This window comes from Salegentibacter flavus, assembly GCF_900115145.1.
Lineage (GTDB): Bacteria > Bacteroidota > Bacteroidia > Flavobacteriales > Flavobacteriaceae > Salegentibacter > Salegentibacter flavus.
The window spans coordinates 72,078-85,553 of the sequence record NZ_FOVL01000017.1; the positions used below are offsets into that span (position 1 = coordinate 72,078).

Sequence of the window (13,476 nt, forward strand, 5' to 3'; positions counted from 1 at the left end):
ACTGCAGTTAAAGATTTTAAAGTTCCACCTTCAGGGAAAGGTTAAATCTTGCCCCATTAGCCTTGATATAATTAGAATCTCTGGCACCCCATTGTGAAATTAGATTATAGTAATCTTCATTTAACAGGTTTTCTATTCCAAGACTCAGACTGGCACTTTCGGTCAAACGATAACTGGAGTTAAGGTTCACCACATTAAAGCTTTCCACCGGCCCTTTTCCGTAGATATAGTTTCCATTGGCATCAGGATCAAAGTGGTCACGGCTTCCGCTATAAAGATGTGATAAGCGTGCATTCCATCTCTCGTTAATGTCATAAGAGAGATAAGTAAGTGTCTTCAAAGGAGGGATACGGTCACCATTCATATAAGTATTATAATCTCCATTGTTTCCCGAATCCAGTTTCCCTTCAGTCCAGGAAACAGAACTTCCCAGATTAAGACCACGACTTATCCTGGTATCAAAAGAAAATTCAAATCCGTAGACCTTCTCAGGCTGTCTAGCTATTTGAAAAATACCATCTACTTCCCTGTAGGTTGCCCCCAAATCTGAAGTACTGATGAAATAGGCCCCCTTGAATCGGGTCTCCCCAATATCACTGTTAAACCCAATCTCATAATTATTCGCAATAACCGCTTCTGAAGAGATTAAACTTACAGTATTTTCAGTAGCGGTTCTTAATGTACGCCCAAGATCGGCGATAGAAAAACTCTGGGAGAAACTCACGAATGGTTTAAACTCCTTTATTCCATTATAGCGAAGTCCCACATTAAAGGTTGTGGCATCATAGGTTAACTCTCCACCATCTACATCAACACCACCGTTAGGGGTTTCCCCGGCATATGGAAAGATATAAATGGTGCTGTAATCGGGAACATCTATGTTGATATTTTCAAAGCGTAATCCGGCCTTAAGCACAAAATTCCGGTACATAGTCTTTAACTGGGCATAAGGAGCCAGGTTAGTCATATCCATTTCCGGAGCCCATATCCTTCCATCAATAAGTTTCTGAGATGTCTTGTCGTTGAGAACATCAATCCCGTAGAGCAGGTCTCCGTAAATTTGATCGCCAAGATCATATGGAGTCTTAAAGTTAAGCCGAAGCCCTCTTTTGGTCGATTCCACAGTAGACTGCCCACCCTCATAACCTTCTTCGGCGTTGTAGAAATAGTCACTAAAACCATACACAGTTTTAAAATCCTGCATATAAAGGTTGAACTTTAGATCGGTATTTCCAATGAGATCTGTTGCATCATAAGTAAGCTGTGCGTTATGATTAAATCTGTTTCCCTGGTCTACTCCAGGCACCTCTCCAATCACCCCAATTGCCGGACGTTCTCCATAAACACCGTTCTGGTTCACATATTCGGTATCCTGGTTACTGCTGAAATAGTTATACATCACTTCTACGGAATGATCTTCTGCCAGAGCATAGTTTAATTTCCCGAATAGACTGTATTGGTTGGTTTCCCCGAGACCATAGGTGGGAGAGACCACTTCTCCTTCGGCATCCCTGAAGATTCCGGTTTGCTGAAAATTCCCGGAAAACACATAGCCGAGTTTTTCGGTACTACCAGAAAAAGTTTGCGATAGTTTAGAGCCAAGACTATGTTCGGTATTAACAAGCGATCCCTGGGTACTGAGCTCTGTGGTACTCTTAAATTTCCCTGCAGTTCCCGGGCTTTTGGTGATGTAATTAATAATGCCACCATCAGCCCCATTCCCGTAAATTGCGGTAGCTCCTTTGATCACCTCAATACGTTCTATGGTATTGGGGTCTATAGTATTAATATCGCGTCCACCACTCCTTAAAGGGGTCGATTGCGGAATCCCGTCAATTAGTACCAGCATATTGCGTCCCCTTAAAGTCTGCCCCGTATTACTGGTTTGATTGGTACTTAAAGATATCCCGGGGATTTCGGCTAAAAGTCCTGCTACCGAGGTACTGGTTTGGCTAAGCCGTTCTATCTCTCCAGTAGTAAGAACAGATACCGAAGAGGGAACTTCATCCAGGGTTTCCCGGGTGCGGTTGGAGGTAATTACTATCTCACCCAGATCCTGCTCGTCTCTTTCTAAGGTGATATTAAGCGTTTGCATCTTACCACCATCAAAAATTACTTCGCGGGTTAAGGTTTCATAACCAATTGCTGAAAATTTTATGATTTGAGTTCCGGGACCGATGTTCTCCAATTTATAATTGCCATCAACATCAGAAGTTGTTCCCGTGGAAGATTTTTCCAGTAAAATATTTACAAAGGGGATTGGACTATTGGTTTCATCAGTGATTTTCCCCTGAAGGGATACTTCTTCCTGTTGCGCGTAACCGGTAATTCCCGCCAATATCATAGCACATAGCAAGGTGAAATGTTTCATTTTAGACTGTAGTTTTTATTTAGACTGGTTTTAAATAGATAGCAAATGTAGAATCATTCTAAATAAAAAACAACTGGATTTTTAAGAGACTCTCCCATAACTCCCAATGAAATTGCCTATTTATACTGATTAATAAGTCGTTATAAATGAAATAATCCGAAAAAAAATTGAAAAAAGTTGTACCACACTTAAAACTCTACGAATTAATGCACATCAAAATCACAAAAAGCTCTTTTGATTCTTAAAAAAAGAAACCGAAGGTAAAGCGCAGGTCAAGCTCTCCCCCTCCGGGTTTCAGCGGAAATGTCCATCCACAAACAAAAGTCTATTAAACAACATCTCTAAAATACGCGGATAGTATTTCCGCTGAAAAGCTTGCCTGCTGGCTGCGCATTTTGTTAGAACAACTTTCTTTGTTTCGTTTCTGCTACTATCCTTTCAATAGAAAAGATTATCCCAGTCAAAATTGTAAATTTCTTTAACTAAACTGCCAAATGATTTCAGAAATTGAAATCAGGCAAGAGGCTTAAATAGGAAAGCATAGTTAACCGATTAATGCCCCCGCTAATTTTATATCCTTTTCTTTTAATATCATTTGATCACCAGGTCCGTTTCGCATTTCACAAATTCCTTTAGTCTTCCTCCCTTCTTTATGGTATAAATAATATCTGTATACCAGTTTTTGACTGAGCGAAACTAATCCTTTCGGCTAACCAGATCGTACACACAGGGGATTACAACCAAGTTAAGAATCGTTGCCGAAAGTAAACCACCCAGGATTACGACGGCCATCGGGCTCTGAATTTCACTTCCGGGTTCACCTCCTTTTAAGGCAAGTGGAATAAGGGCCAGACCTGTTGTGAATGCTGTCATCAATATAGGATTCAATCTGTCGAGTGCCCCGGTTTTGATGAGATCATAACCTTTCAGGCCTTCTTTTCGCAAATCTTCATATCTGGAAACCAGCAATATTCCGTTTCGCGTAGCGATTCCGAACAGACTGATGAAACCAATCGTAGATGCAATACTTACAATCCCGGAAGTAAAGTAAACAATCAAAATCCCACCGATTAGCGCTAATGGCAAGTTAATCAGAACAACAAATGCAAGTTTTACGTTTTTAAATTCAAAATAAAGCAACAGAAAAATAACGAAAACAGCCATTATAGCGGTTATCAGAAGCATTTGGGATGCTCTCGATTCACTTTCAAACTGTCCGCCATATTGTATTCTGTAAGCTTCAGGAATACTCACCGAAGAGTTTACGGTTTCCTGTATCTCTTCCACCGCACTCCTTAGGTCTCGTCCCTGAACATTGGCTGCTACCACGATCTTACGCTGCACATCCTCCCTGCTAATGGTATTGGGGCTGCTTACCGAGGAAACAGTTGCAACCTGTTCTAGTGGTACCTGTGATCCATTTGGAAGACCTATTAAAGCAGTTTTGATATTCTCGATGCTGTTTCTAAAATTTTCTCCATATCGAACTACGAGGTCAAAATACTTCTGACCTTCATAAACCTCGCCTACCTCGTGGCCGGCAAAGGCAATATCTACCTGCTCCATAAGTTGCCCGACGCTCATTCCGTAAGCCGACAAAATCTGGCGTTTTGGAGTGATCTTGATTTGCGGAACTTCGATCTGCTGATCTACCGCGACATCGGCTAGTCCATCGATAGGAGTGATGTTCTCCTCAACACTTTTACCTATTTCGTACAGTTGTTGCAGATCTGGTCCGAAAATTTTGATCGCAATATTGGCCCTCGTACCAGATAACATATGGTCGATCCGGTGAGCGATAGGTTGTCCCAAAGTGATATTCACCCCAGGTACTATGCTCAGTTTTTCCCTGACGTCTTCAAAGAATTCTTCCTTTGATTTATCATCCAAAGTAAATGGCACGTCAATCTCGGCCGCATTCACGCCCTGGGCGTGCTCGTCCAGCTCTGCTCTACCAGTCCTTCGGGTAACCACAGCCACTTCAGACATTTCAAGCAACAATTCCTCCACCTGTTTCCCGGTCTTATTGCTTTCCTCAAGTGAAATTCCCGGAGGTCCAACCACGCTGATAACCATGGAACCCTCATTGAATTCAGGAAGGAAACTTCTTCCTAATTGGGTAAAAATTGCAATGCTCAGTAAAAAAGCAATTACGGTTACCGCAATTATGGTTTTAGGAATTTTCAATGCCCGATTAAGAACATCTGCATAACTTTTCTGCAACCATCTTTCAACTTTTGTCCCTTCAGCTTGCTTCTTAAGCATTTTTTCATCCTTCAGAAGATAAGAACATAATACCGGAGTGACTGTTATTGCCACCACCAGAGATGTCAATACCGAAGTGATAAAAGCAATGCCGAGTGGTTCGAGCAATCGTCCTTCCATTCCTCCAAGGAAAAACAGCGGCACAAAAGAAACGATAATAATAAGCGTTGCTATGATGATGGAGCTTCGAATTTCAACCGATGCATCTCTTACTACCGTGATCACCGATTGTCTTTCAGCTTTTGGTTTTCTAATATTCTCCCGCAAGCGTTTATAAACATTCTCCACGTCAATAATGGCGTCATCTACCAGCGCCCCTATTGCGATCGCCATACCTCCCAAACTCATCGTATTAATGGTGTATCCCAACCATTTTAAAACAATAATGGAAACCAGTAATGATATTGGAATGGCCAGTAATGAAATAAAGGTTGTACGCCAGTTCATCAGGAAAATGAACAGCACAATGACTACAAAAAAGGCACCTTCGAGCAGGGTCATATTCAGGTTGCTGATGGATGCATCAATAAAATCTGCCTGGCGGAAGATCTCACTCTTGATCTCTACGCTTTTCGGCAGACTCGTCTGCAATTCAGCAATCGCTTCATCCAGTCTTTCAGTAAGCTCCAGGGTATTTACATCTGGCTGCTTGGAAATGGTCAGGATAACAGCCGGTTTGGCATTCAGGGATCCGTCACCTATCTTATCGGCAGCGCCGATCTTCACTTCAGCTACATCCTTGATCTTGATGCTCTGCCCGTTCACCTGTTTTACAACAGCCTCCTCAAGGTCTTCCACTGCATAAGCCCTGCCATTGCCTTTGATGATATACTGACTTCCATATTGGTTAAAGAAGCCACCAGGGGCGTTGACATTCGCCTGCTTTACTTTTTCAGTTATTTCAGCAAGGCTAACGTTGTAATATTTCATCTTTCCGGGAGCGGCAAAAACCTGGTATTGCTTGTAATCTCCACCGATTACCACCACGTTTGCAATCCCTCCGATTGCTTTGATCCTTGGACGTATTTGCCAGTCAGATAAGGTTCTTAGCTCCATTGGGTTCAGACTATCTGAAGTAACTCCCAGCAGCATTACTTCTCCCATAATAGAAGAGATCGGGGCCATGGTAGGAGCTCCTATTCCGCCTGGTAGGTTTTCACGAACCATTGGAATACGTTCACTCACTATCTGTCTTGCCTTGTAAATATCAGTTCCCCAATCGAATTCGACCCAAACGATGGAGATTCCCGCGGCTGAAGAAGAACGGATTCTTCTCACATTCGGCGAACCGTTCATCGCGGTTTCGAGTTGGTAGGTTACCAGTTTTTCAACCTCTTCCGACTCCATTCCGTGGGCTTCAGTAAGTATGGTAACAGTAGGCGCCGTAAGATCCGGGAATACATCCACGTTCATAGTACGTGCAAGATAAAACCCGGTGAGGCTTAGTACTACCGCTGCCAGAAGGACAAGAAGCCGGTTTTGAAGCGAAATTGATAATATTTTATTTAACATCTAATCTCATTTTCAGTATTAATGTTCATGACCGTGTCCCGGAGTTTGTCCAGACATTGAAGCCATTTTCACCTGGTAGACACCTGTTGTGACCACCACATCTCCGGCCTCAAGTCCACTTAACACCTGGACGCTCTTTCCGTTTCGCTCCCCGATCTTTATAGGTCTTCTTTCGAAACTCTCGCCTCCGGTTTGTACGATGACAGAATAATTGCCATAATCCTCGAGTAAGGCAGCTTCAGGAACTATGATTCCGGTTTCAGCTTCCCCAAGAGCGATCTGCACTTCTGTGAAACTTCCTTCCGGCATTTCAACAACATCGCCTACTTTAATATATACCGGGATCATGGGGTTCCCGTCTTCAACTTCTTTGCCTACAGAAATCACCGAACCACCTGCACCCTCAACTTCCTTCCAGTTTCCATTCTCATTCTTATACCAAACATTAGCAATTGATTTTTTGCTGGGATTATGAGACGCACTCAACTGTGTTTTTAGCAACCGTGAATTATCCGTCCCAATCGTAATCAGATTTGCTCCTTGCTCAACATAATCTCCATTGGAAGTGTTGATCGATTTGATGAATCCGTCAAAAGGGGCTCGAATCTGCTTCCCGCCTGCTCCATAATTGGAGGCAAGCGCGCGGAAATTCGCTTCGGCGACGCGAAAATCGCTTTCCACCCTTTCGAACTCCGATTTGGGAACGATCCTATCCTCATAAAGTTCTTTTTTCCGCTCATATTCAGCTTTCGCCTGATCGTACCTGGCTTTTGCCTGGGCAATTTCAGCTTGAGTATTATTTGAAGAAAGGCCTTCACTGCTCAAATTCATCAAAAGCTGGCCTCTTTTTACCTCAGTGCCTTCAGTGAGGTTTTCTAAAACGAAATTTACCATCCCGTTGGCTCCGGCTGCAAGAGTTTTATAGGTTCCGGGAGCGGCTTGCCATACTCCTGAGGTATGAACAATATCATAGACTTCACCCTTTGTAACCGGTTCTGTCTGAAAATCGATCTTCCAGGCCTGTTCCTTTAAAAAACTGATCCCTGCTTCTTCTCCTTCATTTACATTTTCTGAAGCTGCTGCAGCTGAGGCATAAACCTGAATGTCATTGATCACGATCCTGTCTGAATATTCAGGGGGTTTCAAATCAAAGACAAGGTCGTATGTTCCCGCTTCCTTTGGTTGCAGGGCCAGAGAAAAGATTCCCGGAAATGATGGCGCTGATGCCGTATGACGGATTCCGCTTTTTCCTTTAATAAGACTAACTGTTACCGAGCCTTCACGAACCGGCTGATGTTTGTCCAAAACGGTGAAATGCGCCGCAAATTTGCTGGTTTTCCCCTCCACCAGGGCCGGAAATTCCACGAAAAGTTCCGTCTGGTCCGTCCAGACGGTTTTACTAATTACTGGAACTTCTGTGCTTAGGTGATTTCCTTCTGCATCGTGCGCGTGGTCTTCCTCCTCGTTATTTCCGCAGGAAAAAAGGAAAAGCGAGATGCATACTATAAAAATATATCTCATATCTTAATGTAAATTTTAATGATCGTCGTGTTCGGTTCCGTCATCGTGAGTATGATGATCTGATTCCTGATGATGATCCAGTGAATCTTCACCAACTTTAAACTCTTCCTGTTCGGCATGCTCTTCGTTCATATGCCCGCCATCTTCATCATGTGGATGACCGTTTGCTCCTTCCTCCTCATGAGCATGAGCTTCAGTTCCCTCTTCATGCTCGTGTCCGTGGTCATCATTAGCTATTTCTCTACAAGCTGAAAAACTGAAAATTAATATTGCTGCAGAAAATAAAATCTTGAAATTCATAATGTTTAATTTTAAATTATAATTGATGTTTTAAAAGTTCGGCTTTTAGCTGAAAAAGCTCTCTTTGCATTTCCAGCATTTTGTTATACGCCTGGCGGTAGAATTCAATTTCCCGGTAATAATCCAGAAAAGACAATTCCCCAAGCTCATAAGCTTTAAATAAAAGTTCTTCGGAATTCAGGTCCTTAAAAGTCTCCTGATATTCCTCGTATTTACTTTTTAATAACTGGTATTGCCGGTAATTTTCCTGAAACTCTGAATAAAGTTCAGCAGTTTCTGCGTCTGTATCAGCTTGCGCATACTCCAGATTAACTTTGGCTGTTTTCACCTTATTATTGCTGTTCCAAAGGGGAATGGAGAGTCCGCCTAAAAACCCCGAATAATTACTGGAATTCACCCCCTGGTAATTATAACCAATGGTGAGATCAGGGAGAATCTTATTCTTTTCCAGTTTCATCTGTTGTTCAGCAAGGGATTCCCGGGCTTTAAGCATCTGAAGCTCGGTGCCTTCGGAAAGTTTCTCTTCCCAGAGGGTCTTCATTTCGGCTACTTCCGGATCTACGAGGAACCTGTCCTGATCTGTTTGAATGGGGTTCCCGCCATTTAGTTTTTGAAGATCCATTAGCGTATTTTTAATACGGATCGCTATTTGATCCCGTTCAAACTGATCCTGCAACCAGGCAAGCTTTGCCTTGTTCAGTTCCAGGATTCCGATCTGTTCCGCATCGAATAACCGCTGGATCTGTATATACACTTGCTTTGCCTGCTCAACTCTTTTCTCCTCCAGCTCTTTCCGTTTCTTAAGGCTTTGTAGCTCTAAGAGCTGTTTTTTGGCCTTCAAAAGAACTTCCTGGCGCATCATTTTGTATTCCAGTTCAAGTAACTCCTTCTGTTTATCGATTCGTTTGTTTCGGGCACCGTAAACTGTAGGAAATTCCAATCGTTGAGAGATCTGGTATTCATAATAATCACCGGTTTGATGTTCTCCAAACGGGAGATAAAATGCCGAGACCTGTGGATCCTCCAGGTTATTCTCTGTCTTGTTGCCAAGATTTTTACCGGCGATAAAGGACTGATAAGCCTTTAGTTGCCTGTTATTTTGGCTTATCTCCTTTAGAATATTTTCCATTCCGGTATTCTGAGCAAATGAGCCAATAGAGATAAGGAATCCGCAGACAGCGGAAACTATATATCTGTACATAATATTTAATTTTAGTTTAATCTATATGATAAGGTCGGCCTGTTGCATTCAAACAAAGGCCCGACTTGGTGATCAAACCAATTGGGGAGGTCCCCGGAGGGATAGATGTGATAAGTAAGGATTGAAATATTTTGGTGGTGGCTGATAATTTCCAATAAGATAAACAAGCTGATCTTCTGATATTACAGGTTGGTGCAAGGAAATCTGAAGAATCGACTTTTCGCCTTTTACCTTTTTAGGGGTAATATGTTCAATGGAAATTTTAACAACAGGAACTTCAGAATTACTCCCTCCATGTGAGTGGAGGGCCAGCAGGACAGTAAAAATATCCTGTGAGCTTTCAGATTGCTTTTCTTGCTGGTTTTCCTGGGAATGGGTGTGTTCCGTTAAGCCATGATCGTGCGCTTCCTGGTGTACATGATGCAGATGGGGAATCATTTGATGTAAGAGCATCAGAGAAAATAGTCCCAGAAAAATAAAAGCTTTTATTTGATGTTTCACCTGCACCGACCAAATATATAAATAAATACCTGTTTTCCTAACTATGTTCAACTTTCAATAGAGCCTTATTCTGATTCATTGGGAATCTCCGGGGAATCACCCCATTTTTCCAAAATATAATAATGGCAAAACTGTATACACGAGGTAAACCAGCAAAAGCTTTGTGCAACGCCTAACAAAGAATTTTTTGAACTCAGGCACAAGTCGACGCATTACGCCCGAGGCTACCGCGTCAGGCTTCATTACCCCCTCCTTGAATCTGTTACAACGGATTAAATCCACCCCCTCGTATAACTGTTGTGCCGACTCGCAACGACTCGTGCCTATTATTTACCCGTCCTTATTGCTCAGAACTCCTCTAAAGGAATAATTTAAACCCTCCATTTACCACAAAACCGTCTACTGGAGCATAAATATCCCTGAATTCCGGATTGCTCACAGAACCGGTAAAAATGGAATCAAATCTGGTTTGCCTGGTGTCGGTGAAATTTTCAAAATTTAAAAAAATAGAAAAATCTTCCCATAGTTTTTCCATCATCAGTCCAAAGATCCAGTAAGATTGTCCGATTGCACCATCGCTTAATTGTTGTTCGCTAAAATAATAGCCCTCCAACCCGATTTTCAAACTTTCCTCAAGTTCATACATCAAAACATTATTCAGCCTGTGTTTGGAGACCAAAGGCATAAGAGTCTCAACTCCATTTTCTGTTCTGGTTACATCTGCAAAAGTATAGCCGGTAAAAAGTTTGAAATCCCTGTACCCCAATTTCAGGTTTGCTTCCAAACCTTTGCTTTCGACATAGCCCTTGGGTTGCACATATTCAAACATGCCTCCGGTTGGCTGCAGGATGATAGGATTATCGATTTTGGTATAAAAGAATAGAGTATTGCTGGTAAAATTTATAAGATCAAAAAGTTCCGTGCGATAGTTAATATCGAAATTACCTCCCAGGGAGTTTTCAGCTTCAATGCTGGAAACATCTATAGGCAATACATTTCTAAACTGAAGCCTTTCAGCATCTTCCGTAAAAACCGAAGGGGCCTTGTAACCCAGGCCTCCACCAACCCTGCTGGTAATAGCATCGGAAATATTAAACATTGCTGAAATTCGGGGTAATACAAACCAGCCGTATTCATTCTGATAATCGGTTCTGAGTCCCGTTTCCAATTGAAAAAAATCACTGGCTGTCCAGTTGTTCTGAAGGAACAGGCCATAAGTGTAATGCTCATAATCTACCACAGGACGATCATAGAGCTGATCCTGATCAAAACGATCTACCCATAAATTAACTCCGGCAATCCATTCGGAAGTCATCTTTCCCATATTGATGGAAACCTCATTATAAGAGGCTAACTGATTTCCGGCGAATTTAAAATCTCCGGTTTCCAGGCTACGATCAAAAAAACTAAGGCTATGTTTAAAGTTCAATCGCTTGTTGTCACTCCAATTATGTTCGAGTCCTGCCTGCAGGGTATATCTTTTAGTTTTATTTCTCTCGAAATAAGGATCAGTTACGGACTCCCCGTTTAACCAATCTATATCACCTCCAGTACGTTCCTCCAGGGTGGCATTAATCCCAACATCCATTTTAGTATTCTCGGTGAAGTCATAAAATATACGGGGATTAAGGGTAAATCGGTTGAATTCAGGAATTGCGGTAAGTCCGTTATCAGCAGGATCATATGGGCTCCCCATATTGTAGGAAGCAAATACAGTTGTACCGAGTTTACCATAGTCCTCAGAATAGAATCCACTAAGGTCCAATCCCAGCGCCGAAGTTCCATTCAGCATAAAGTTTAATTCCCGTTCTTCCCCCGGAGTTTTGGAAATAAGGTTTACCAGCCCCGCAATAGCGCCCCCGCCGTATAGCGTAGAAGAAGAACCTTTAATTACCTCTACCTGTTGTAAATCCAGGGGTACAATTTGGAGTAAACTAAGTCCTCCTGAAAATCCTGAATATAAAGGATAACCATCCTTAAGCAATTGGGTATATTTCCCATCCAGGCCCTGAATACGAATACTTGAATTATACGAGGTAGCCGATGTTTGCTGGGTTTGAATTCCCGTGGTTTCATTTAGTAACATTCTAATATCGCCGGGTTTCATATTACCTTTTTCTGCCAGCTCTTCACCTGAGATCACCTCAACCCGGGTAGGTAAATCGGCAATGGTTCTCCGGGAACGGGTAGATCTGATGAGCACTTCCTCCATTTCTTCACCTGAAGGCTCCAGGTATATTTGAAGCACTTCGCTGGAAGCTCTGGGGAATTGAAGTTCAATTTCTTCGGACTCGAATCCTAAAAAACTAAATTCAATAATTTGATTCCCATCCGGAATGTTTTCTAATCGTATTTTTCCATCAATATCCGTCGTGGTCCCGATATCAGTTCCTTTAACGATTGCATTAGCTCCTAAAAGCGGAGTTTTTTCTTCGTTGTTATAAATTACAGCTTCAAGAGAGTTTTGTGCATTAACACCAAGTGCGATACAGCATACCGCAAGACTTAAAAATATGTTCTTCATTGTATTTTTTATTTATTGATCGAATAGAATAATTTAGCAGGAAGAAAAGCCACGGGGCGGCTGCCATAATCGATCAATAAATTCCCTCTCAGAAAAGGAGGTGTAAGTTTTTATATGTTTCCTGGGGTCATTTGAGAAGGTTTCAGGTTCCTCCGGGGAGGCAGAGAAAGAGATGACAAAGCCCGGGCAGGCCCCACAGCTCATGAAAGGAGAGCATAGATCAGAATCCTCATTCTCATCCTCAGCTTCTATTTTGGTATTTTGTTCATGAGAATCTTCACAGGAATCAATACTACAACACGGAAATCCGGAAAGCAGCATACCTATCACCGCGAAAATGACCACTAAAATTTTCATGCTTCAAAAGTAAGGATTATCTGGTTCAGACAAAATTGAATTCAAACCATTACCTATTTGATTTCATTCTCGACCTCAACTCCAGGAACTTCTTTTCAAAGTTCCCTTAGGTATTCGTTTCTACTTCAACTTTGAGCAGAAGTAAACAACCTACCCTGGTAATGAATTGATTATAAAACTAAATCATTTAAAACGTGATCACGGTCATTTTTCTTCTCCTGTTCCTGATCGATTTTTGCTACCCGATTATCAATTTATTAATAAAAAAATGAGATCTACTCAAAAACTTATTGAACTTATTAAAAAACGTGATGTCTTAGCCATCCTAGCTGAAGATTCTTTAGTAGAAGACTTCAATGAACTTCTCAAATATGAGTTAATTGACATAGTAGATGACAAGGTCATGCTAACCCCTAAAGGTGAGAAGGACAGGAATATTGGTTTAGATGAAATATTGACAAAATTCAGGATTCAGGAGCAAAATATTTTTTCAGCAAAGCGAAATCATTAAGAATGTTAAGGCTAAAAGATCCTTTATCGAAAAAAATAGATGAGTTTACTTGTTTTTAATGATGGTAGCAGGAACGGGAGTGTTAGCTCAACTCTGTCTCCTTCCTCCTCCGGGGGTACCCCCGGAGGAGGAAAATTTAGCTTTTCGTTTTATTGGTTGCTAAATCCAACTCCAGTCGGCCTTCAAATTTAATGGCTAATTGTTGAACTACCAAGCCCCAATTCTGCAGTGGAGCGTTCCATTTCTTTTCAATTCTTTGGGTAGCCAGATAAACCAGCTTCAATAACGCCATATCATTAGTGAAAGCTCCTTTGGTCTTGGTTACTTTTCTTACCTGCCGGTGAAAACCCTCTACGGCATTAGTAGTATATATGAGCTTCCTAATGGGCGCCGTATACTCAAAATAGGCACTC

10 protein-coding genes are annotated in these 13,476 nt (G+C 41.8%); 1 reads left to right on the forward strand and 9 read right to left on the reverse strand.

Features of this window, described 5'->3' with window-relative positions:
* Positions 1-16: 16 nt before the first annotated feature.
* The 8 genes from BM266_RS17495 to BM266_RS13030 form a co-directional block, all read right to left on the reverse strand.
* Entirely contained in the window at positions 17-2,371 is a 2,355-nt protein-coding gene (locus BM266_RS17495) for a TonB-dependent receptor (RefSeq protein ID WP_093410463.1), read from the reverse strand.
* A 696-nt stretch (positions 2,372-3,067) separates the two neighbouring features.
* Complete coding sequence (locus BM266_RS13000; RefSeq protein ID WP_093410465.1) at positions 3,068-6,148, reverse strand: efflux RND transporter permease subunit; 3,081 nt, start codon at positions 6,146-6,148, stop codon at positions 3,068-3,070.
* Between the two features lie 18 nt (positions 6,149-6,166).
* A complete protein-coding gene (locus BM266_RS13005; protein ID WP_093410467.1) occupies positions 6,167-7,669 on the reverse strand; it encodes an efflux RND transporter periplasmic adaptor subunit in 1,503 nt (500 codons plus the stop codon).
* Between the two features lie 15 nt (positions 7,670-7,684).
* Positions 7,685-7,969 carry a hypothetical protein gene (locus BM266_RS13010; protein ID WP_093410469.1) on the reverse strand — a complete coding sequence of 95 codons (285 nt, stop codon included), beginning with the start codon at positions 7,967-7,969 and terminating at the stop codon, positions 7,685-7,687.
* A 16-nt stretch (positions 7,970-7,985) separates the two neighbouring features.
* Positions 7,986-9,170, reverse strand: coding sequence for a TolC family protein (locus BM266_RS13015; RefSeq protein WP_093410471.1), 1,185 nt, complete (start codon positions 9,168-9,170; stop codon positions 7,986-7,988).
* 72 nt (positions 9,171-9,242) lie between these two features.
* A complete protein-coding gene (locus tag BM266_RS13020; RefSeq protein WP_139220643.1) occupies positions 9,243-9,623 on the reverse strand; it encodes a hypothetical protein in 381 nt (126 codons plus the stop codon).
* 406 nt (positions 9,624-10,029) lie between these two features.
* Positions 10,030-12,195 (reverse strand): TonB-dependent receptor, encoded by a 2,166-nt coding sequence (locus BM266_RS13025; RefSeq protein ID WP_093410474.1) that lies wholly within the window; start codon positions 12,193-12,195, stop codon positions 10,030-10,032.
* 33 nt (positions 12,196-12,228) lie between these two features.
* Positions 12,229-12,552 carry a DUF6660 family protein gene (locus tag BM266_RS13030; RefSeq protein ID WP_093410475.1) on the reverse strand — a complete coding sequence of 108 codons (324 nt, stop codon included), beginning with the start codon at positions 12,550-12,552 and terminating at the stop codon, positions 12,229-12,231.
* A 268-nt stretch (positions 12,553-12,820) separates the two neighbouring features.
* Between BM266_RS13030 and BM266_RS13035 the strand changes: the two genes are divergently transcribed.
* Positions 12,821-13,063 (forward strand): hypothetical protein, encoded by a 243-nt coding sequence (locus BM266_RS13035; protein WP_139220644.1) that lies wholly within the window; start codon positions 12,821-12,823, stop codon positions 13,061-13,063.
* Positions 13,064-13,199: 136 nt separating this feature from the next.
* On the opposite strand, the gene BM266_RS13040 is transcribed toward BM266_RS13035, so the two are convergent.
* Positions 13,200-13,476 (reverse strand): transposase (locus tag BM266_RS13040; protein WP_139220645.1); only part of this gene is annotated, 277 nt, incomplete at its 5' end.

What these genes read in the sequence shown, in the direction of transcription:
- BM266_RS13005 (WP_093410467.1), bottom strand. Translation starts at nt 7,669, where the DNA reads ATGAGATATATTTTTATAGTATGCATCTCGCTTTTCCTTTTTTCCTGC.
- BM266_RS13015 (WP_093410471.1), bottom strand. Translation starts at nt 9,170, where the DNA reads ATGTACAGATATATAGTTTCCGCTGTCTGCGGATTCCTTATCTCTATT.
- BM266_RS13010 (WP_093410469.1), bottom strand. Translation starts at nt 7,969, where the DNA reads ATGAATTTCAAGATTTTATTTTCTGCAGCAATATTAATTTTCAGTTTT.
- BM266_RS13035 (WP_139220644.1), top strand. Translation starts at nt 12,821, where the DNA reads ATGAGATCTACTCAAAAACTTATTGAACTTATTAAAAAACGTGATGTC.
- BM266_RS13000 (WP_093410465.1), bottom strand. Translation starts at nt 6,148, where the DNA reads ATGTTAAATAAAATATTATCAATTTCGCTTCAAAACCGGCTTCTTGTC.
- BM266_RS13025 (WP_093410474.1), bottom strand. Translation starts at nt 12,195, where the DNA reads ATGAAGAACATATTTTTAAGTCTTGCGGTATGCTGTATCGCACTTGGT.
- BM266_RS13020 (WP_139220643.1), bottom strand. Translation starts at nt 9,623, where the DNA reads ATGCTCTTACATCAAATGATTCCCCATCTGCATCATGTACACCAGGAA.
- BM266_RS13030 (WP_093410475.1), bottom strand. Translation starts at nt 12,552, where the DNA reads ATGAAAATTTTAGTGGTCATTTTCGCGGTGATAGGTATGCTGCTTTCC.
- BM266_RS17495 (WP_093410463.1), bottom strand. Translation starts at nt 2,371, where the DNA reads ATGAAACATTTCACCTTGCTATGTGCTATGATATTGGCGGGAATTACC.